Origin of the sequence: Nocardia alba NBRC 108234, from assembly GCF_001612665.1 — a bacterium.
Classification (GTDB): Bacteria; Actinomycetota; Actinomycetes; order Mycobacteriales; family Mycobacteriaceae; genus Nocardia; species Nocardia alba.
In genome coordinates, this window is record NZ_BDAX01000027.1 from 20,406 (window position 1) to 40,178 (window position 19,773).

The 19,773-nt window shown below is 68.6% G+C and carries 21 protein-coding genes; 10 read left to right on the top strand and 11 right to left on the bottom strand.

The genetic code is table 11. The annotated features are described in order from the left end of the window. Positions 1 to 8 precede the first annotated feature (8 nt). The 3 genes from NA12_RS25975 (at position 9) to NA12_RS25985 (ending at position 2,215) form a co-directional block, all read left to right on the top strand. Positions 9 to 1,214 (top strand): RNA polymerase sigma factor, encoded by a 1,206-nt coding sequence (locus NA12_RS25975; RefSeq protein WP_067456761.1) that lies wholly within the window; start codon positions 9 to 11, stop codon positions 1,212 to 1,214. A gap of 72 nt (positions 1,215 to 1,286) precedes the next feature. Next, positions 1,287 to 1,763, top strand: coding sequence for an NUDIX hydrolase (locus NA12_RS25980; protein ID WP_067456764.1), 477 nt, complete (start codon positions 1,287 to 1,289; stop codon positions 1,761 to 1,763). Positions 1,764 to 1,783: 20 nt separating this feature from the next. Beyond that, positions 1,784 to 2,215 (top strand): nitroreductase family deazaflavin-dependent oxidoreductase, encoded by a 432-nt coding sequence (locus NA12_RS25985; RefSeq protein WP_067456767.1) that lies wholly within the window; start codon positions 1,784 to 1,786, stop codon positions 2,213 to 2,215. Positions 2,216 to 2,230: 15 nt separating this feature from the next. On the opposite strand, the gene NA12_RS25990 is transcribed toward NA12_RS25985, so the two are convergent. Further along, positions 2,231 to 3,178, bottom strand: a complete 948-nt coding sequence (locus NA12_RS25990; protein WP_067456770.1) for an AraC family transcriptional regulator — start codon at positions 3,176 to 3,178, stop codon at positions 2,231 to 2,233. 122 nt (positions 3,179 to 3,300) lie between these two features. Between NA12_RS25990 and NA12_RS25995 the strand changes: the two genes are divergently transcribed. Then, positions 3,301 to 4,017, top strand: a complete 717-nt coding sequence (locus tag NA12_RS25995) for an NAD(P)H oxidoreductase (protein ID WP_067456773.1) — start codon at positions 3,301 to 3,303, stop codon at positions 4,015 to 4,017. Positions 4,018 to 4,100: 83 nt separating this feature from the next. Here the strand turns inward: NA12_RS25995 and NA12_RS26000 are convergent, their stop codons facing one another. After that, positions 4,101 to 5,024, bottom strand: a complete 924-nt coding sequence (locus tag NA12_RS26000; protein ID WP_243655084.1) for an NAD(P)-dependent oxidoreductase — start codon at positions 5,022 to 5,024, stop codon at positions 4,101 to 4,103. Between the two features lie 21 nt (positions 5,025 to 5,045). Here NA12_RS26000 and NA12_RS26005 point away from each other — a divergent pair, with 21 nt between their 5' ends. Continuing rightward, the gene (locus NA12_RS26005; protein WP_067456779.1) at positions 5,046 to 5,402 is read left to right on the top strand and encodes a winged helix-turn-helix transcriptional regulator; all 357 of its coding nucleotides are present in this window, start codon (positions 5,046 to 5,048) and stop codon (positions 5,400 to 5,402) included. Between the two features lie 67 nt (positions 5,403 to 5,469). On the opposite strand, the gene NA12_RS26010 is transcribed toward NA12_RS26005, so the two are convergent. After that, positions 5,470 to 6,306 carry a phosphoribosylaminoimidazolesuccinocarboxamide synthase gene (locus tag NA12_RS26010; protein ID WP_067456782.1) on the bottom strand — a complete coding sequence of 279 codons (837 nt, stop codon included), beginning with the start codon at positions 6,304 to 6,306 and terminating at the stop codon, positions 5,470 to 5,472. Between the two features lie 102 nt (positions 6,307 to 6,408). Then, positions 6,409 to 7,365, bottom strand: coding sequence for a GlxA family transcriptional regulator (locus NA12_RS26015; protein WP_084473104.1), 957 nt, complete (start codon positions 7,363 to 7,365; stop codon positions 6,409 to 6,411). Positions 7,366 to 7,435: 70 nt separating this feature from the next. Here NA12_RS26015 and NA12_RS26020 point away from each other — a divergent pair, with 70 nt between their 5' ends. The 4 genes from NA12_RS26020 (at position 7,436) to NA12_RS26035 (ending at position 12,677) form a co-directional block, all read left to right on the top strand. After that, positions 7,436 to 8,386: an NADP-dependent oxidoreductase gene (locus NA12_RS26020; protein WP_067456786.1), complete on the top strand. Its 951-nt coding sequence runs from the start codon at positions 7,436 to 7,438 to the stop codon at positions 8,384 to 8,386. Positions 8,387 to 8,484: 98 nt separating this feature from the next. After that, entirely contained in the window at positions 8,485 to 11,076 is a 2,592-nt protein-coding gene (pepN, locus tag NA12_RS26025) for an aminopeptidase N (RefSeq protein WP_067456791.1), read from the top strand. A gap of 292 nt (positions 11,077 to 11,368) precedes the next feature. After that, positions 11,369 to 11,974 carry a ClpP family protease gene (locus NA12_RS26030; protein ID WP_067456795.1) on the top strand — a complete coding sequence of 202 codons (606 nt, stop codon included), beginning with the start codon at positions 11,369 to 11,371 and terminating at the stop codon, positions 11,972 to 11,974. Between the two features lie 112 nt (positions 11,975 to 12,086). Continuing rightward, positions 12,087 to 12,677, top strand: coding sequence for a ClpP family protease (locus NA12_RS26035; RefSeq protein ID WP_067456798.1), 591 nt, complete (start codon positions 12,087 to 12,089; stop codon positions 12,675 to 12,677). 94 nt (positions 12,678 to 12,771) lie between these two features. Here the strand turns inward: NA12_RS26035 and NA12_RS26040 are convergent, their stop codons facing one another. The 3 genes from NA12_RS26040 to NA12_RS26050 all read right to left on the bottom strand — a co-directional run bounded on the left by NA12_RS26040 (position 12,772) and on the right by NA12_RS26050 (position 16,262). Next, positions 12,772 to 13,605: an SDR family oxidoreductase gene (locus NA12_RS26040; RefSeq protein ID WP_067456801.1), complete on the bottom strand. Its 834-nt coding sequence runs from the start codon at positions 13,603 to 13,605 to the stop codon at positions 12,772 to 12,774. A 52-nt stretch (positions 13,606 to 13,657) separates the two neighbouring features. Beyond that, positions 13,658 to 15,130, bottom strand: a complete 1,473-nt coding sequence (locus tag NA12_RS26045; RefSeq protein WP_067456804.1) for a flavin-containing monooxygenase — start codon at positions 15,128 to 15,130, stop codon at positions 13,658 to 13,660. A 157-nt stretch (positions 15,131 to 15,287) separates the two neighbouring features. Then, entirely contained in the window at positions 15,288 to 16,262 is a 975-nt protein-coding gene (locus tag NA12_RS26050) for a patatin-like phospholipase family protein (RefSeq protein WP_067456807.1), read from the bottom strand. A 60-nt stretch (positions 16,263 to 16,322) separates the two neighbouring features. Here NA12_RS26050 and NA12_RS26055 point away from each other — a divergent pair, with 60 nt between their 5' ends. Then, positions 16,323 to 16,937, top strand: coding sequence for a TetR/AcrR family transcriptional regulator (locus tag NA12_RS26055; protein ID WP_067456810.1), 615 nt, complete (start codon positions 16,323 to 16,325; stop codon positions 16,935 to 16,937). Between the two features lie 117 nt (positions 16,938 to 17,054). Here the strand turns inward: NA12_RS26055 and NA12_RS26060 are convergent, their stop codons facing one another. From NA12_RS26060 to ctaJ, 4 genes are all read right to left on the bottom strand, one after another. Beyond that, on the bottom strand, positions 17,055 to 17,456 hold the full coding sequence (locus NA12_RS26060; RefSeq protein WP_084473105.1) for a helix-turn-helix domain-containing protein: 402 nt from the start codon (positions 17,454 to 17,456) through the stop codon (positions 17,055 to 17,057). A 103-nt stretch (positions 17,457 to 17,559) separates the two neighbouring features. Further along, positions 17,560 to 18,759: an alpha/beta hydrolase family protein gene (locus NA12_RS26065; protein WP_165914865.1), complete on the bottom strand. Its 1,200-nt coding sequence runs from the start codon at positions 18,757 to 18,759 to the stop codon at positions 17,560 to 17,562. Positions 18,760 to 19,012: 253 nt separating this feature from the next. After that, positions 19,013 to 19,477, bottom strand: a complete 465-nt coding sequence (locus NA12_RS26070; RefSeq protein WP_067456817.1) for a DUF5130 domain-containing protein — start codon at positions 19,475 to 19,477, stop codon at positions 19,013 to 19,015. Next, positions 19,464 to 19,742, bottom strand: a complete 279-nt coding sequence (ctaJ, locus tag NA12_RS26075) for an aa3-type cytochrome oxidase subunit CtaJ (RefSeq protein WP_067456820.1) — start codon at positions 19,740 to 19,742, stop codon at positions 19,464 to 19,466. The genes NA12_RS26070 and ctaJ overlap by 14 nt, the downstream gene beginning before the upstream one ends. Positions 19,743 to 19,773: the final 31 nt, after the last annotated feature.

Here is a 19,773-nt window from a genome sequence, read left to right on the forward strand (position 1 = left end):
GACAGACGCTGACTCCGCGCATCGAGGACCTGCTGCGCGAACTCTCGCCGCAGGTCCTCGGGGTACTGGTCCGCCGTTTCGGCGATTTCGACCTCGCCGAGGATTCGGTGCAGGACGCTCTGCTCGCGGCGGCGACCCAGTGGGATCGCGACGGACTTCCGGACAATCCGCGCGGCTGGCTGATCCAGGTCGCGCAGCGCCGGATGGCCGACGCGGTGCGTGCCGAGGTGGCACGCCGCCGCAGGGAGACCATGGTCTTCGTCCGCGATGTTCCCGCCGAGGCGGTCGGTAGCGACGACACCCTCGACATGTACTTCCTGTGCTGCCATCCCGACCTGCCACCCGCCGGGGCCATCGCCCTGACGCTGCGCGCGGTCGGCGGCCTGAGTACCGCCGAGATCGCGGCGGCCTTCCTCGTCCCGGAATCGACCATGGGCCAACGTATCTCGCGGGCGAAGAAGCGCTTGGCCGCCTGCGAGCGACCCTTCGCCGACGGCGCGTACGACAGCACGCGGGTGAGTGCCGTGCTGCAGGTGCTGTACGTGATCTTCACCGAGGGACACACCAGCACATCGGGAGCCGGATTGCGCCGCGGTGATCTGTCGGTCGAGGCGATCCGGCTCACCCGCGCTCTGCGCACACTTCTTCCGGAGAACACCGAGGTCACCGGCCTGCTCGCGCTGATGCTGCTCACCGACGCCCGCCGCGCCGCCCGCTGCGGGCCACACGGCGAACTCATCCCGCTCACCGAGCAGGACCGCACCCGCTGGGACCGCCCCCAGATCAGCGAGGGCCTTCGCCTGCTCACCTCGACCATGCCCGCCGGGTTGACCGGGCTCTATCAGATGCAGGCCGCCATCGCCGGCCTGCACGCCGGGGCCCAACACCCCGACGACACCGACTGGACCCGAATCCTGCTGCTCTACACCATGATCGAGCGGTTGACCCCGAACCCGATGATCACCCTCAATCGGGCGGTCGCCACCGCGATGGTGCACGGTCCGGCAGCGGGGCTGGCGGTGGCCGACAGCGTCGCCGAACCGCTGTCGCGCTCGCATCGCCTCGCGGCCGTGCGCGGGCATCTGCACGAAATGGCGGGCGAGCAGGCCGCGGCCGTGCGCGAATACCAGCGGGCGGCCAGGCAGACCGCCAGCGTGCCCGAACGGGACTACCTGTTGCTGCGTGCCGCGCGGGTGCGTGCGGGTCGGCAGTGACAGCGATCGGCGCTCGCGCCGCCGCCTCGGCTGGAGCCACCGCGCGCGTGCTCGCCTGGCAGACTCCCTCCGATGACGGACGTTTTCAGTGCGGGTGTGCTGGTGTTTCGACGTGTCGAGACCGGGATCGAGGTCCTGCTCGGACACATGGGCGGGCCGCTGTGGGCCAAGAAGGACGCCTCGGCGTGGTCGATTCCCAAGGGCGAGTACCTGTCCGAGGACGAGTCCGCGCGCGAGGCGGCCCGGCGCGAGTTCACCGAGGAGCTCGGGCTGCCGGTGCCAGAGGGCGAGTGGATCGACCTCGGTGAGGTGAGCTACCGCAGCGGCGCCAAGCGCAAATACCTCACCGTGTGGGCCGTCGAGGGTGACCTCGACCCCGCCGATGTCGTACCGGGAACCTTCGAGATGGAGTGGCCGCCGCGGTCGGGCCGTCTGGCGGAATTCCCCGAGATCGACCGGGCCGAGTGGTTCGACCCCGCGAGCGCGGCGGACAAGCTCGGCAAGGGCCAGCGACCCTTGCTCACCCGGCTCATCGATCGGCTGCCCTGAGATCGGAGTAGATTTCAGATATGCCCAGTGACCTGCAGCTCAAGATCATGAACGGGGTCCACCGCACACTGCTCACCGTGACCGGCGGGCGTGTCGGCAACACATTCTTCGGGATGCCGTCCCTGCAACTCACCACGATCGGCCGCAAATCCGGGGATCCGCGCAAGGTCATGCTGACCGCGCCGCTCATCGACGGCGACACGATCGTCGTGGTGGCTTCCCGCGGCGGCGACCCCACACACCCGGCCTGGTTCCTGAACCTGCGCGACAACCCCGACGTCGAGGTGTCGCTGCGCAACGGCCCCGAGCGCCCGATGACAGCGCACGTCGCCACCCCCGACGAACGCGCGACACTGTGGCCCCGGGTGGTCAGCGCGTACAAGGGCTACGGCGACTATCAGAAGAAAACCACGCGCGAGATCCCCTTGGTCCTGCTCACGCCGAGGAGTTGACCCGCTCGCCGCGCATCACGCCAGCGCCGCCCGGAACTCCGTGGGACTCGTCCCACGGAGTCGTTTGAAGGCCGCGCTGAAGCCGAAGGCATCGGAATAGCCGACAGTGGTCGCCACCTGGGCGACGCTGCGCGCGGGATCGGCGAGCAGTTCCTCGGCCTCGGCCATGCGCCATTCGGTGAGGTAGGCCAGTGGCGGTTCGCCCATCACTTCCGTGAAGCGCCGAGCGAACAGGGCGCGCGAGACCGCCGCCTCGGTGGCCAGGCTCGCCACGGTCCAGCGGTGGAACGGCCGGTCGTGGATGGCGGTGAGCGCCGGGCCGACGATCGGGTCGGCCATCCCCCGGTACCAGGCGGGGGCGCAATGCTGCTGTTCGGCGAGCCAGGACCGCAGCGTGCAGACCAGCGCCCAGTCGAGCAGCCGGTCCATCAGCGCCTGCGAGCCCGCGCTCAACCGGACCGCGTCGGCGGCGGATCGTTCCAGCCACAAGCACATGTCGGGCTCTTCGTGGACCACCATCACCGGCGGTAGCGCGCGCAACAGCCGTTCGTGGCGTCGCCCCGATGCCCGGTAGGCGCCGACGAGCAGCGAAGTCTCGCCCGGGACCCCGGTGATGGCCGGGGTGACGATCAATTCCGCTGTCGCGCAACAAGTATCGGTGGAACAGAACCCGTCCGGCACGAAACAGGACAGCTCGTAGCGCTCGTGCGGGTGGTCGAGCGCGGCGGGCGTGTTGGCCAGATAGAAGGGCTCACCGGCCTGTACGAGCGCGGTGTCACCGGCGATCAGGCTCGTGCGGGATCCATCGGCGAGCACCAGGGTGCCGCCGCCGCGCAGCACCGTCACCATGATCAAGGGCGCGCGGTCGGCGAAGCGAATCGTCCACGGTGGACGCAGCACGGCGTGGGCCACGACCGATCCTTCGGCACGAATGCCGCTCAGCAGCGAACTCAACGGATCCACGCCACCAGCGTAGACGAATTCCTATCGACTGGAGATGATCAGCCATAGATCGTCCACCCGATCCACGGTTGACTCTAGGTACCGGGCCGAGGGGCCCGCACCCGATCGAACAGGAGCTCACCGTGACCCAGTCCGCTGCCACCACGACTGACACCGCCGAACCGACGACCACCGGATCGGGCGGCACCGCGCTCGTGGTTCTCGGCCATCATCGCTCCGATTCGCTCTCCGCCCATGTCGCCGAACGCGCCGTCGGCCGACTCACCGCCGCCGGGTACACGGTCGACTTCCTCGATCTGCACGCCGAGAACTTCGACCCGAGGATGACCGTCGCCGACCAGCCGGAGTGGGGCAATCGCGACAAGGTCTACTCCCCCACCGCCGAGTCGCACATGCGGCGGATGACGGCCGCCGACGTCATCGTCGTGGTGTTCCCGGTCTACTGGCAGAGCGTGCCCGCCCTGCTCAAGGGCTGGATCGACGCTGTCTGGAACTACGGTTTCGCCTACGGCCGCAGCAAGCCGCGCCTGGCGGGCAAGCGCATCCTGTGGCTCGGATTGGCCGGTGCGACAGCCGATGACGCGATCATCCCCGGCATGCGGCAACTGCTGGAGGCCCAGCTCAACGAGGGCCTGGCTTACTACAGCGGTTTCGCGGACTCCCGGGTCGGCCTGCTGCCCGATGCCGAGGAGCAGCCCCAAAGCCTCGACGACGAGGGCAATCTCGTGCTCGGCGAGGCGATCAGCGGCGACGCGCGGACCACCCACTACGCGGCCTTCGACGCGAAGGCCGAGGGCTTCATCGACGCCTTGCTCGCTGCGAGTCGCGTCGCCGCCTGACGATCGCCCGGCCGACCGGGCAATCACACCGGTCGGCCGGAGCACGATCCGGACTCCCCACCGAGACCTCGGCGTGGATCGGTTCAGCCTCCGGTGAGCGTCCGGCGCAGCGCACCGTAAAGATCTGTGGGCGTGCCCGATTCGACCGCCGCCTTGTCGATCAGATCGATGGCGGCGGCGGTGAACTCGTCGCTCTGGATCTGCGCGTAGTCGGCGGGGGTGTCGATGCCGACGGCCTGGTCGGTCAGCGAGGTCGCGATCGCCTGCAGGAACGGGACCGTCAGCGCGGCCAGGTGCGCCGCGGTACCGCCGGTGGAGCGGACCATCGTGGCGCCCTGGCGAAACGCCGCGAACATGGCGTACATCGCGCCGAGAATCGACACGTCGTACATCGCGGCGGCACCGAGATCCGTGCCGACGAACTCGGCCCTGCCGAACAGTTCCAGCACCGACCGGTGACGATCGAATGCCACAGCCGCCCCGCTGTAGATCACGAGGGAAGCCGGGCCGCCGATCATTTCGGGTGATGCCATGATGCCGCCGTCGATCAACTCGACCTCGTTGGCCGCGGCCCACCTGCCCAGCGAGCGCGCCTGCTCGGGTGTCGTGGTGGTCAGGTTGACCACCGTTCGCCCGCGCAGCAGCGCCGCGGCGGGCTCGATCTGCTCGCGCACGGCAGCGTCGTCGAGGACACACAGGATGACCAGATCGGCCGCCGACATCGCCTCGGCCGCGCTCTCGGCTACCCGCGCACCCTGCGCCGCCAGCGCTTCGGCCCGCGACGTGGTGCGGTTCCACACCACCACCTGGTGACCGCCCGCCAGCAGCGCCTTCGCCAGCGCGGTGCCCATCGCGCCGAGACCGATCACCGAAATATGCTGTGCTGCCAGTGAATTCGCCATAGCTGCCTTTGTGTCGAAGTTCTCGTTGCCCGTTCGGCAACACACTTCAAGATTTACCTTCTGCACTACAATCGACAAGTACCGACTATTAAGTGCAATACCCACCAAAAGGTAAGTAAGGACACCATGAAGCAGCGAGTGCGTCCGTATTCCTGCGAGCTCGACGCCGCTCTCGACGTCGTCGGCGGCAAGTGGAAAGCGCTGATCCTGTGGGCCCTGTCCACCGGCACCCAACGCTTCGGCGACCTGAAACGCCTGATACCCGGTGTGACCGAGAAAATGCTGATCCAGCAACTGCGCGAACTGGAGCACGACGGGATCATCCATCGCGAGGTCTACGCGCAAGTCCCCCCGAAAGTGGAGTACTCACTGACCGATCGCGGGGTATCACTCAACGCGGCCCTCGCCACACTCGGCGCCTGGGGCAGAGAGAACATGAACCACATCTGCGCGGTCACAGGAGTCGACGCACCCGTGCACTGACACGCTGACACTCGTGCTCGAGTAGTGAAGTACGGTGTCGCCGGCGCATCGACCTGCGTCGCCGAGTTCAGGCCTGGATTCCCGCCCACTTCTGGCCGGTGATGCGCTCGTAGGCTTCTTCGTACTTGCGGCGAGTGCCCGCGACGACATCGGCCGGGATCTCGGGGCCGGGGTATTCCTTGTTCCAGCCGGTGGAGGTCGACCAGTCGCGGACGAACTGCTTGTCGAAGGAGGCCTGCGGACGGCCCGGCTCCCAGTCGTCGGCGGGCCAGAAGCGCGAGGAGTCCGAGGTCAGAACCTCGTCGCCGAGGGTGAGAACGTCACCGTCCCAACCGAATTCGACCTTCGTATCGGCCACGATCACGCCCGCCTTCGCCGCGTGCTCGGCCCCGCGCGAGTAGATCTCGAGGGTCAGATCGCGCAGCTTCTCGGCGACCTCGCGACCCTCCTGGTTCACCACATCGGCGAAACTGATCGCCTCGTCGTGCCCCTCGGACGCCTTCGTCGACGGCGTGAAGATCGGCTCGGGCAGCTTGTCCCCATCGCGCAACCCGGCGGGCAGCGCGATCCCGGAGACGGTCCCCGATCGCTCGTATTCCTTGAGACCCGAACCGGTCAGATATCCCCGCGCGATGCACTCCACCTGCAGCATCTTCAACGGCTTCACCCGAATCCCGCGTCCGGCGAACTCCGCGGGCACATCGGTCGCCGAGACCACGTGGTTCGGGATTCCGGTGAAGTACTCGAACCACCAGTTCGACAGCTGCGTGAGCAGCGCGCCCTTGTCCGGAATCGGCGTCGGCAGCACCACGTCGTAGACCGAGACCCGGTCCGACGCGACGAGCAGCAGGGTGTCGCCGTCGGAGTAGAGGTCACGAACTTTCCCGGCGTGCACATGCTTCAACGTCGAGCCTCCGAATTCTGGGGACGGTACCTGCGGTTTCGCACCGCACTCTACCGGCCTGCCCGTGCTCGCGATCGCGCCCGGTCGCCCGCTCGAATCCGGTCAGGCCGTCGCACGGTCGTCGGCGCCCAGCCGGAAGGTGCGCCGGTAGGCCAGCGGCGCTACCCCGACCGCCGCCTGAAAATGCTGGCGCAGCGAGGTTCCCGTGGCGAAGCCGACCCGCCCCGCGATCTGCTCGACGGACAGATCGGCGGCCTCGAGCAACTGACGGGCACGAGCCACGCGCTGCTGGGTGAGCCAGCGGCCCGGGCTCATCCCGACCTCGTCGACGAAACGCCGCGCGAACGTGCGCTTACTCATCCGGGCGTGGTCGGCGAGGGTGTTCACCGTCAGCGGCAACTCGAGATGCTCGAGCGCCCAGTGCCTGGTCGCGGCCGTGCTCGCCGCGGCCGGATCGGGAACCGGAGTGTCGATGTACTGCGCCTGGCCGCCGTCACGCCACGGCGGGACCACACAGGAACGGGCCACTCGATTCGCGACCACACTGCCGTGATCGGCGCGCACGATGTGCAGGCACAGGTCGATTCCGGAGGCCGCGCCGGCGGAGGTGAGGACGTCGCCGTCGTCGACGAACAGCACGTCGGGGTCGAGGTCGATTCGCGGGAAATGCCTACGGAAGGTGTCGGTCAGCCGCCAGTGGGTGGTCGCGGGGCGCCCGTCGAGCAGGCCCGCCGCGGCCAGTACGAACGCGCCGGTGCAGATCGACACGATGCGCGCGCCCGGCCGGATCAGCGCGAGCGCGGCGGTGATCGCCGGCGAGAGTCCGTCGATCGCCTGCGCCGGGTCGCACGACGGGATCACCACGGTATCGGCGTCTGCCAGCAACTCCGGCCCATGTTCGACGGCGATCGAGTAGTCCGCACAGGTCCGCACCGGCAAGCCGTCGACCGAACAGGTAGCGACCTCGTAGCGGTCGTCGAGAGTGCCGAATATCCGCTGCGGGATGCCCAATTCGAAGGGATACACGCCGTCGAGCGCCAGGACCACCACACGATGTATGGCACGATCCTATCGGATGATGACATTCAAGCCATTTTGCCGATGGCTCGCATCCGGCACCGTGGACGCTATGAGCAACACCATGCGCGCCATCAGCCAGGACACGCTCGGCGGACCCGAGGTCCTGCGCGAGATCGAACTCCCCCGCCCGGCTCCGGGTCCGAGCCAGATACTCATCCGGGTACACGCCGCCGGGCTCAACCCGACCGATTGGAAACACCGGGCCATCGCCGGGTTGTTCCTGCCCCCGCCGCCGTTCGTGCTCGGCTGGGATGTCTCCGGTGTCGTCGAGGCCGTCGGGTTCGGCGTCACCCTGTTCGCGCCGGGCGACGAGGTGTTCGGCATGCTGCCCTACCCGCACGGGCACGGATCCCTGGCCGACTACGTGGTCGGACCCGCTCGGGCCTTCGCCCGCAAGCCGGGCAATGTCGACCATGTCGTCGCGGCGGCGACGCCACTGGCCGCGCTCACCGCGTGGCAGGCGCTGATCGACACCGCGAAGATCCGCGCGGGGCAACGGGTTCTGATCCACGCGGCCGCGGGCGGCGTGGGGCACTTCGCGGTGCAGATCGCGAAATCGCGTGGCGCGTATGTGATCGGGACGGCGTCGGCGGCCAAGCACGAACACCTGCGCGCACTCGGTGCCGACGAGCTGATCGACTACCGCGCGGTGGACTTCGCCGAGGTTGTCTCTGAGGTGGACGTGGTGCTCGACACTCTCGGCGAGGAGAACTCCCGCCGGTCGCTGCCCACGCTGCGTCCCGGCGGGCTACTCATCACTCTTCTCGGGGCGGGCACTCAGGTCGATCTGCCCGCCGAGGCGGCGCGCCACGGCGTCGGTTTCGCGTCGTTGCTGGTCGAGGCCGATCACGCGGGCATGAACTCGGTGGCCGAACTGCTCGGGTCGGGGGCGGTGGTGCCGATCATCGCCGGGGTGTTCCCGCTCGCCGAAGCGGCGAAGGCGCACGCGATCGGCGAGACCGACCGCACGCTCGGGAAACTGGTGGTCTCGCTGGTCTGACCGGCGGTGGGGCGGAAACTCGTGAGCGGGGGCGAGCGGCAGGTGGCATTGTGGACGCCGAACTACCGTGCCGTGTTCGTCGACGACGAAGGAGATCTATGTCCGCCCCGAATCTCACCCGCGACCAGGCGGTCGAACGCGCGGCCGTGGTGGCCGTGCAGAACTACCGGATCGAACTCGACCTCACCGACCAGCCGCGCGGTGCGGGGTCCGAGGTATCGGACACGTTCGGATCGACGACCACGGTGAGCTTCACCGCCACCCCCGGTGCGGACACCTACATCGATCTGGTGGCGGCGCGCGTGCGATCGGCGGTGCTCAACGGCGTCGCGCTCGATGTGAGCACCTATGACGAGTCGACCGGAATCGCCCTGCCCGGCTTGGCCGAGACCAACGAACTGGTGGTCGAGGCCGAGTGCGAGTACTCGCATACCGGCGAGGGTCTGCACCGGTTCGTCGATCCGACCGACGACAAGGTGTACCTGTACTCGCAGTTCGAGACCGCCGATGCCAAGCGCATGTTCGCCTGCTTCGACCAGCCCGATCTCAAGGCCACCTTCGATGTCGTCGCCACCGCGCCGAAGGACTGGGCGGTCATCTCCAACGGCGCCGATATCGAACAGCACCCGGTCGGCGCGGTCGTGCGCCACACCTTCGCCACCACCCCGCGGATGAGCACCTACCTGGTCGCGCTCATCGCGGGCCCGTACGCGAAGTGGTCCGACACCTTCACCGACGCCGACGGCGAGATCCCGCTGGGGCTGTACTGCCGGGCCTCGCTGGCCGAGCACATGGACGCCGAGCGGCTGTTCACCGAGACCAAGCAGGGTTTCGAGTTCTACCACAACAACTTCGGCGTGCCCTACGCCTTCGGCAAGTACGACCAGCTGTTCGTGCCGGAGTTCAACGCGGGCGCGATGGAGAACGCGGGCGCTGTCACCTTCCTCGAGGACTATGTGTTCCGGTCCAAGGTGACCCGCGCGTCCTACGAGCGTCGCGCCGAGACCGTGCTGCACGAAATGGCGCACATGTGGTTCGGCGATCTCGTCACCATGAAGTGGTGGGACGACCTGTGGTTGAACGAGTCGTTCGCGACCTTCGCCTCGGTGCTGTGCCAGGCCGAGGCCACCGAATACACCAGTGCCTGGACCACATTCGCGAATGTGGAGAAGTCGTGGGCCTACCGTCAGGACCAGCTGCCCTCCACCCACCCGATCGCCGCCGACATCCCCGACCTGCACGCGGTGGAGGTCAACTTCGACGGAATCACCTACGCCAAGGGCGCTTCGGTGCTCAAGCAGCTCGTCGCCTATGTGGGGCTGCAGCCGTTCCTGGCGGGCCTGCGCGACTACTTCGCCGAACACGCTTACGGCAACGCCACTTTCGGTGATCTGCTCGCGGCGCTGGAGAAGGCGTCGGGGCGTGACCTGTCGGACTGGGGCGCGCAGTGGCTCAAGACCACCGGCCTCAATATCCTTCGCCCCGATTTCGCCGTCGCGGCGGACGGCACGTTCTCGAGCTTCGCGGTCGTGCAGGAAGGTGCCGCGCCCGGTGCGGGCGAGTACCGCGTGCACCGGATCGCGATCGGCGTCTACGACGATGTCGAGGGCAAGCTGGTGCGCACCAACCGGGTCGAACTCGATCTCGACGCCGCCGGCCGCACCGAGGTGCCCGAGCTGGTCGGTGTGCCGCGCGGTGCGCTGGTGCTGGTCAACGACGACGACCTCACCTACTGCTCGCTGCGTCTGGACCCCGATTCGCTCGACGTGGTCGTGGCGCGCGTCGGTGACATCGCCGATTCGCTGCCGCGCACGCTGGCCTGGTCGGCGGCCTGGGAGATGACTCGTCAGGCCGAGATGAAGGCCCGCGATTTCGTGGCGCTCGTGCAGCGCGGAATCGGCTCCGAATCCGAGATCGGGGTGGTGCAGCGACTGCTCATGCAGGCCAACACCGCCATCTCGAGCTACGCCGATCCGGCGTGGGCGCAGCGGGAAGGCTGGGCCGCCTACGCCGACCGGCTGCTCGAGCTGGCGCGCGGCGCCGAGGCGGGTTCGGACCATCAGCTCGCCTTCGTCAACGCCTTGACCGGCGCCGAGCTGCAATCGCGCCACACCGAGGCGCTGGCACAGCTGCTCGACGCCGACCCGGCGTCGGCCGGTCTGCCCGGTCTCACCGTCGACACCGACCTGCGCTGGCGCGTCATCACCGCACTGGCCGCGGCAGGCAAGATCGACCCCGACGGCCTGGACTCCCCCACCATCGACGCCGAACTCCAAGGCGATCCGACCGCGGCCGGCAAGCGCCAGGCCGCCACCGCCGCCACCGCCCGCCCGATCCCCGAGGTCAAAGCACAGGCCTGGAACACCGTGATGGGCGACGACTCGGTGCCCAACATCACCGCCCGCGCCATCGTCGGCGGATTCGCGCCGGCCGGCCAAGGCGAAGTACTCGCCCCCTACGTGGACAAGTACTTCGCCGAGATCCCCGCGGTATGGGACCGCCGTTCCAGCGAAGTCGCCCAAACCGTCGTGATCGGCCTGTACCCCCACTGGGCGATCACCGAGGAAGCGGTAGCCAAGGCCGACGAGTTCCTGGCAGGCGACCACCCACCCGCCCTGTACCGCCTGGTCTCGGAAGGCCGATCCGGCATCGAACGTTCCCTGCGCGCAAGGGAATTCGACGCGAAGTAACCCCGGGGAGGGCGGCCGACCACACCCCCGCCGCCCTCCTCTCTCCACCCACCCACGCTCCCCGAACCATGACCCCAGCCCGCCATCCCCCAAGCCACTCCGCACACCCCGACCCCGCCATGACCGCACTCCCCACCCCGCACCCGCGACCCCTAGGGAGCGGCGGCCACGAAGGGGCCATTCAGGGCCGCGGACACGCGCGCGCCAGCGCGCCGACAAACGCTGCCGAGAGCAGATCCGCCCACAGCAGCATCACCAGCGAACCACCCCCCACGCCGGGCACCGTGAACTCATGGCACCCAACGACAAAGCCCCCATGTTCACCTGGCGAGCCCGCGAACAACTGTTCGCCCGCCGAATCCTCGTCCTCGACGGTCCACTCGATGACGACAACGGCACTCTGCTCATCACCCAGCTACTCACTCTCGGCGCGCAGAGCCCCGAGGCCGGGATCTCGCTGTGGATCCACTCCCCCGGCGGCTCGGTGCCGTCGATGCTCGCGATCCGCGACGTGATGCGTCTGGTGCCGTGCGAGGTCTCCACCCTTGCTCTCGGATTGGCGTGCAGCGCCGGACAATTCCTGCTGTCGTCCGGCACCCCGGGCAAGCGCTACGCCCTGCCGCATGCCCGCGTCCTGATGCACCAGGGGTCGGCGGGAATCGGCGGCAGCGCCGTGGAGGTGGAAGTACAGGCCGACGACCTGCGCTACACCGTCGACACGGTGCTGCGCCTGATCGCCGACGACACCGGCCAGCCCTTCGACCGCGTCTACGAGGATTCACTGCACGACCGCTGGTTCACCGCACCCCAGGCCCTCGAGTACGGGTTCATCGACCACATCGTCGAGTCGTTCGACCAGGTCGTCCCGAACCGCCACCGCATCGGGATCACCGCATGATCCCCCGGGGTAGCGCACCGGGGACGAGTCGACTCGATTCCCACGATGACAACCGGCTGCCGACGCGACAGGCGAGCCCGGCCACACAGCATGGAAAGGCGGGCCGTCTCTCATGACCTACACGATCCCGAATGTCGTGTCCCAGCATCGCGGCGGCGGTGAGCGGATCACCGATATCTATTCGCATCTGCTCAGTGAACGCATCGTGTACCTGGGCACCCCGATCGATTCCGGCGTCGCCAACGCGCTCATCGCCCAGCTTCTGCATCTGGAATCCGACAGTCCCGGACAGGCGATCAGCCTCTACATCAACTGCGAGGGCGGAGATCTGTCCGCCATGCTCGCCGTCTACGACACTATGCGGTTCATCAAGGCGCCGGTGCACACGACGTGTGTCGGGCAGGCGATCGCGGTCGGCGCCGTCCTGCTCGCGGGCGGCGCGCCCGGGCATCGCGCGATGCTGCCACATACCCGAATCGTGTTGCACCAGCCCGCGACTCGTGGCCAGGGCACCATTCCCGACCTGATCCTGCAGGCCGACGAGATCGTCCGGATGCGCGCGGCGATCGAGGCGATCCTGTCGAGGCACACCGGTCAGACGCCGGAAACCCTCCGTCGCGACACCGACCGAGACCGGGTGTTCACGGCCGAGACCGCGCTCGAATACGGACTGGTCGACCGGGTTCTGCACGAACGCGAGTGATCGCGCTTCGCCGACCCGCTGGATGGTCACCGCGCATCAACAGTGACCGTCCAGCAGGGCGATTTCGAGCATGGGAGTCGTGATGGCCTGGCCCTCACTGCTTTTCGATGCGGTCGAGGTAGGCACGGCGGACAGTGTCGTCGACGCGGGTGATGGCGGCATCGTCGTGCGCGGCCTTGCGGAAGGCCCGCATCACCGTCTCCGGCACGAGACCGGACGCGTTCGCCAGCAGACCGACATAGCCGGGGACCGCGGTCTCGGCCGCCCGGGTCTCGACCGTGCGGACCACCGCGGCGGCGATGTCCTCCGGATCGACAGCGGGCAGCACGCCGTAGTCGATCCCCGAGCTCAGTTCGGTGCGGACCGCCGACGGCAGAACCGCGCTCACGCTGACTCCGGTGGCGTCCATTTCCAGCCTGGTGGCCGCGGTCAGGCCGACCACCGCGAACTTGCTGGCGTTGTACACGGCAAGGCCTTTGAGCGGGAACTTACCCGCCAGCGAGGCCACGTTCACGATATGGCCGTAGCCACGTTCGACCATCGCGGGCAGGGCCAGCCGCATACCGTGGATAACCCCGTAGACGTTGACGTCCATGGTGAGCCGGTCGATCCGGTCGGACTGCTCGAGGAACGCCCCGTTCGGCATCACGCCCGCGTTGTTCACCAGCACGTCGAGCGGTCCGTGCCACCGCACGACCGCGTCGAGAAACGCCGCGTAGGAGACCTTGTCGGTGACATCGAGCAGGTGACCCATCGCCCGGTCGCCGAATTCGGCGGCGGCCCGCACGGCCAGCGCTTCGTCGAGGTCACCGAGCGCCACAGAGGCGCCCGCCGCGACGAACGCCTCGGCGGTGGCCAGCCCGATGCCGCGAGCGGCGCCGGTGATCGCGACCGTCGCGCCCGCGAGATCGATCCGTGGGTAGCTCACAGTGTGTCCTCTCGTCTGATGATCGAGCTGCCGTCGTGCGCGGTGGATACGCTCACGCGGGCACCGTCACATCGGTGATGGTGAAGTCCGCGGGGTCGAAGGCACTGACCCGGGTGGTGAGTTCGCCGGTGGACCATGGCCAGCTGAAACTGTTGCGGCCGTTGGCGTCCATGTAGTAGCTGTGGCACCCGCCCGCGTTGTAGACCGTGCTCGCCAGCGCCGCCTGCACCTGGTCGACGTAGCGCGCCTGCACCTCGGGACGTACATCCAGCGCCGCCCAGCCTTCGCGCCGGGCCCGCTCGATCGCCGCGACGAGGAAGGCCACCTGAGCCTCGAGAATGGCGAACGCCGACGAATGGCCGGTGCCGAGGCTGGGGCCGAGCACGGTGAACGCGTTGGGGAACCCGGTGGTGACGGTGCCGAGGTAGGCCTCGGGCGAGCCCTTCCAGTGCTCGGCCAGGGTGCGGCCGTCGGCGCCGCGCACGATGTCGGCCAGCGGGGTATCGAGGATGTGGAAGCCGGTGCCGAGGATCACCGCGTCGACCTCGGCGGTGGTGCCGTCGGCGCCGACCACGGTGTTGCCACGGAATTCGGCGACACCGGTGGCGTGCACCGCGACGTTGCTCTTCGTCAAAGCCTGGAGATAGCTGTTGGAGAACAGGATTCGCTTGCAGCCGAGCAGATAGTCCGGCCGCAGCTTCGCCCGCAGCGCCGGATCACGCACCACGGCACGCAGATACGCCGAACCCACCGCCTGCACGGTCTGCATCAGCGGTCGCGGATGCCGGAACGCCACCCCGAGACCTTCCATCAGCGCGTATTCGACAGAGCGCAATGCTTTGTGCGCGAACGGGAATCGTCGCATCACCCGCTTCTCGAAGCCGGGTACGGGATGATCGAGTTTCGGCAGCACCCACTGCGCGGTGCGCTGGAACAGGTGCAGTTCGCCGACCTCGGGCTGGATGGCGGGCACGAACTGCACCGCGGAAGCACCCGACCCCACCACCGCGACCCGCTTGCCACGCAGGTCGTAGTCGTGGTTCCAGCGCGCGGAATGGAAGACCTCGCCGGGGAATTCGGCCAGGCCCGGGATCTCGGGTAGGCGCGGTTCGTTCCACGGACCCGCGGCCGAGACGACGAAGCGGGCGCTCAGCGGGCCCTCACTGGTGTCGAGCCGCCACAGCTGGGCGGCATCGTCGAACCGCGAACCGACCACCTCCACGCCGAAGCGGGTGTGTTCGGCCAGCCCGTGCGCCCGCGCGACCCGGTCGACATAGGCGAGGATCTCGGGCTGGGGCGCGAACAGCCGCGACCACTCGCTGTTCGGCGCGAAGGAGAACGAGTACAGGCCGGACGGCACATCACACGCGCAGCCGGGATAGGTGTTGGCCCGCCAGGTACCGCCGAAGGTCTCGGCCTTCTCGACGATCACCACATCCTCGACCCCGGCCTCGATCAACTTGATCGCCGCGCAGATGCCGGAGACTCCCGCTCCGATCACAACGACTTCGTGCTGGCGGCTCATACGACTTCTCCTTCGAACGAAACGAGTGGTGCGCCGACCTCGACGCGCGAACGGACGGAATCAGCGACCCCGCCGCGCGGGGATCCGACGGCGCGATGGCGTGCATCCGCTGCCTGCCGTGCTGCTGGAGTGCGACGGCACCGCAGGGTCGGGCCGATCACGCGGGTCGGCCCGTGTGGCCGGAAGCGCGCAGCGCGTCGGCGACGCGGGCGGGCAGAACGCGACGGGCGGCGGCGATGGTGGCCGGGCGGCGGGCCGAATCCATGAAGTTCGGGCCCATGGCGGCCAGTTCCTCCGGGCCCGGCTCGACGCGGATCACGCGAGTGCCCGCAGCGCGCAGCAGGGCCACCTCGCGGTCGAGACCGCGGGTCATCTGCGTGCGGAGCAGGCGTTCGACCCGGTTCACGCCGGTGGCGGGTGCGCCGCCCTCGGATGTCATCGGGGCGATGATCACCACCTCGTCGAGTTCTCGGGGCACCAGCAGATCGGCCGACACCGACGACACCGAACCACCGTCGACGTAGGCCTTCCCGCCGATCCGCACGGGCGGGAACCAACCGGGGATGGCCCAGGACGCGGCGATGGCGTCACCCAGATCGACCGGCGCCGCACCGGCCGTCATGCCGTGTGTGTCGTTCGCTCCGAAGGCGACTCGCGCACCCGTTGCCGCGTCGGCGCCGACCACCCAGGTGGCGGAGTGGCTCACCCAGCCGCTCGGGGCGGCCAGCGCCTGACCGAAGGAACGCAACCAGTCGGCGTCACCGCGCCCTCGCGGGAGCAGTCCGGCCAGCGCGGCGTAGGGCGAGCGAGCGCGCAGACCAGCACCGACCAGGCCGAGGCCGGGAAATCCGAGCCCCGGGAGCGGGGGAAATCTGCCGGGATCGACGGCGACGTGCGCGGCCAGGATCGGGTCGGCACCGGCATCGGCGTCGAGTGCGGCGAGCAGGTCGGCCGGGGTGCGCCCGGAGCCGAGGGTCGCGACGAGTTCCGCGCCGGCGGAGGTGCCGATCAGAACATCGGCGGTGCGGATGTCCCAGTTCAGCGCGCGTTCGACGGCATCGAGGGCGACCGCGGTCCAGGCGAAGCCGAGCAGGCCACCGCAGCCGATCGCTACGCCACGTCGTGTAGTCATATTTCGAATACTAACGGTATTTGAATTCCAGCGGTACCCCATCTTGCTAAACTCCCCAACATGGCCAGGATGACGCGCAAGCAGTCGCACGCACTCACGCGTGAGCGGTTGGTCGAGACCGCCAAACGACTGTTCATGGCCGACGGCTACAACGTGACCCCGTTGGAGAAGGTGGCCACCGAGGCCGGATTCTCCAAGGGCGCGGTGTATTCCAACTTCGCGACCAAGCACGAACTGGGCCTGGCCGTGATCGACGTTGTCCATGTGGAACGAGCGCAGACCCTGGTGGACTCGATGCTTCCGTACGACACCATGGCGGAACGGATCGAAGGATTCGCGCGCTGGGCCGATGAGAACATCGGTGATGTCGGCTGGACCGCGCTGGAAGTCGAGTTCGCGACGAGCACCCGGCACATGCCGGAGATCCGCACCGAACTCGCCGAACGCCGACGCACCCTGACGGCGATGCTCGCCACGGTGATCCAGACGCAGGCCGACGAACTCGGCCTGCGTCTCCCGATGTCGGCCGAAGACATCGCGCTGCAACTGCTCTCGCTCGGTATCGGCCTCGGTGTGCAACGCGCGATCGACCCCGAACTCCCCGTCAGCGCGATCGTCGACCTACTCCGCACCCAGATCAGCGCCGCTCAGACGAGTGCGGCAGTCGACGGCTGACTACCAGGGCAGCACGCGATCCTCGCGCACGGAAAAGCGCGCGGTGGCACGGACCTGGTGAAACGCGATCCTCGCGCGCGCGAAAGCGCGCGGCGTCCGTCGGTCCCGATCGGCCGGTCAGGCGGCGAGCAGGACGGCGTTCGGCGCCGAGATGATGGGGGCGGCACCGGAGGGCGCGATCTGGCGTTGCCCACCCAGCACCACCGCGCGCGTCGGCACCAGGGCGTGCCTGCGCATCGATTCGGCCACCTGGGCCACCAGGTCTCCCAGCGACGTGCCGAGGGCGCCGGCCAGTGCGGCGATCATCTCGCTCGATGGCTCTTTGCGCCCGCGCTCGACCTCGGAGAGGTACTGCGGCGAGATACCCGCGCGGCCCGCGGTGTCGACGAGGGTGGAGCGCTGCTCCAGGCGCAGCGCGCGCAGGCGTTCGCCCAGCGCCTCACGCCAGAGTGGTTCCGGGCGCGACCGCCGTTCGCCGTGTCCGCCTGGAATCACCCGCAACCCGTTGTGCTCGCCCATCCTTCGAGCGTAGGGACGCCGGGACCGAAACACCCGGCTCTTCTGCTCTCGGCGTAACGGGGACAACGATGAACCCGCTCACGCGGGCCGAGGTCGCGAGAACTCAGCGGGTGATGCCGAAGCGGGTGTCCGCCCAGCCGAGCGCGTCGGCGAAGGACGCGGCGACGATCTCGCTGTGGTCGACCCCGTCGTATTTGCGGTAGTCGACCGACTCGCCCCGCCCCTGCTGTTCGGCGACCATCGCATCGGTCGCCGACAACGGGACGGTGAGGTCGGCACGGCCCTGGAGCACGAGCACCGGAACGGTGAAGCGCAAGGCGCTCGGGTCGTTGTCGTCGAGCACTCGCAGCAACCCGGACACATCCCCATCGGCGGTGAACACATCCTTCGGCGACAGGCCGCCCCACTTGCCATTCTCGCGCAATCCGCCGGTGCAGTCGGAGTCGGCGACCGGCAGCAGCGACTGCGCGCGGGCGGTGAGGAATCGGGCCGGGTCCACATCGGTGACCGTCTGGGCGCCGCGGACCAACAGCGGCAGGTACACCGACACATCACCCGTGCCGAGCTTGCCCAGTGGGTTCGACGCCGCCCACTTCGCCATCCGCACCTGTTCGCCCAGGTGCGAGGCGGGCGCCAGCGCGATGGCGCCGAGCAGCGGCGTATTCGGGGTCCACCCCGCGGCGTCGACGGCGGCGAACAGGGCCGCGTGGCCGCCCTGCGAATGCCCCATCGCCACCCAGCGCGAGCCGACCGACTTGTCGATTTCCCTTGCCGCCGTGGCGATATCGGCCATCGCGCGCTGTTCGGTCTCGCCGATCATGTACCCGTGACCGCCCGGCGTCCCCAAGCCCTGATAGTCGGTCCTGGCGACCGCGTAGCCCTTGGCCACCCAGCGAGCCTGTTCATCCCGGCTCGGCGAGGAACCCTCCGAACGCGAGGCCGCGCAGACATCGGCGACGCCGGTGCTGCCCGGCCCCCAGGAGATGAGCGGCCATCCACCCGCGGGCGCGACACCTTCGGGCACCGCGAGCGTCCCCGACACCGCGACGGTCTTCTCCTGCGCGTCCAGAGAGCGGTAGAGCGTCAGGAAATTCCGGGCGCCGGGCACTGCCTGCGCACCGGTGAGCGGCTGCGCCCGGATCACCGAACCACGCTGTCCCGGAATCGATTCGGCACTGGGGTTGTAGAACGCGGAAAGGGGTGCGGCCGCGGTGAATTCGGCGGTCTTGCTGTCCTGGGCGCAGGCCGACGCCGACAGCGCCAGGCAACCCGCGGCGATCACCCGAGCAATACGTGTGTGCAAGTTTCCCCCGATACACCGACGGCCGTGGCGCGGCCGATAAACCGCCGACCAGGTTACGCGATGCCACACAGACGGTTGGGCGCCACACCACGCCCAACCTCCTACGGGCTCAACTCGAGATCTTCGGTGCGACCGTCATCGGCGCGCGGAATCGCCGCGCTGCCGGGCGATCCGGGATCAGCGCCGCGCCGGGTCCGCGGACACGAACGGCGCGTTCACCACGAGGTGAACGCGCCGGACGGTACGGAACGAACTAGCGACCGATCGCGGCGGCCATCACGCGGGTGGCCGAGATCAGACCGTCGATCAGGTTGCCCTGACGGAACGAGGCGAGGGCGGCGGTGACGCCGAGCTGGCAGATGCGGTCGTTGGCACGCTCGGCCACGTTCGCACCCGAGCGAACCTCGATCGCACCCTGGTTCGGGGACACGGCGATGAGCACCGAATCGGCCGACTCCGGGGTGTTCGGCAGGATCGCGTCGGCACCGGCCGCCGGATCGGAGCCGAGGTCGCCGAGGTAGATGTTGAAGCGGACCTTGGTGGCGCGGGTCGCCTCGGTGAGCGCGTTGTCGAGGAAGATGCGCTCGTGATCGGTGAACGGCACCTCGTCGAACACGGTGCCGGGCTCGTGCACACCGGACACGCGACCGCTGCTGGTGAGGGCGAACCCGTGCGGCAGGTCGGCCTCGACCACCGCGGGCCAATTAGAACTTGCCACTTGCCCGGCCTCCGATCAGCTCCGCATGCGCGGTTTCGAGAGCCGCATGACTGCCATGCGGCTCGGCGGTGTGGTGGCCCGCCGAGGCGGTCACCTCATCGGTAGCACTCCACAGCACCGGCCGGTGGGTCCACTTCTGCCCGAGTGCGAAGTGGGCCGGCTTCTCACCGGGGAATGGCTTACCGAGATAGGACAAACCCGCGATCGCGAAGTAGATCGCGGCCGGGATGCCGACGAAGATCAGCACTGTCTCGAGAATGCTCACGCACCAAAGGTAGACGATGCTGTGTAGTAGT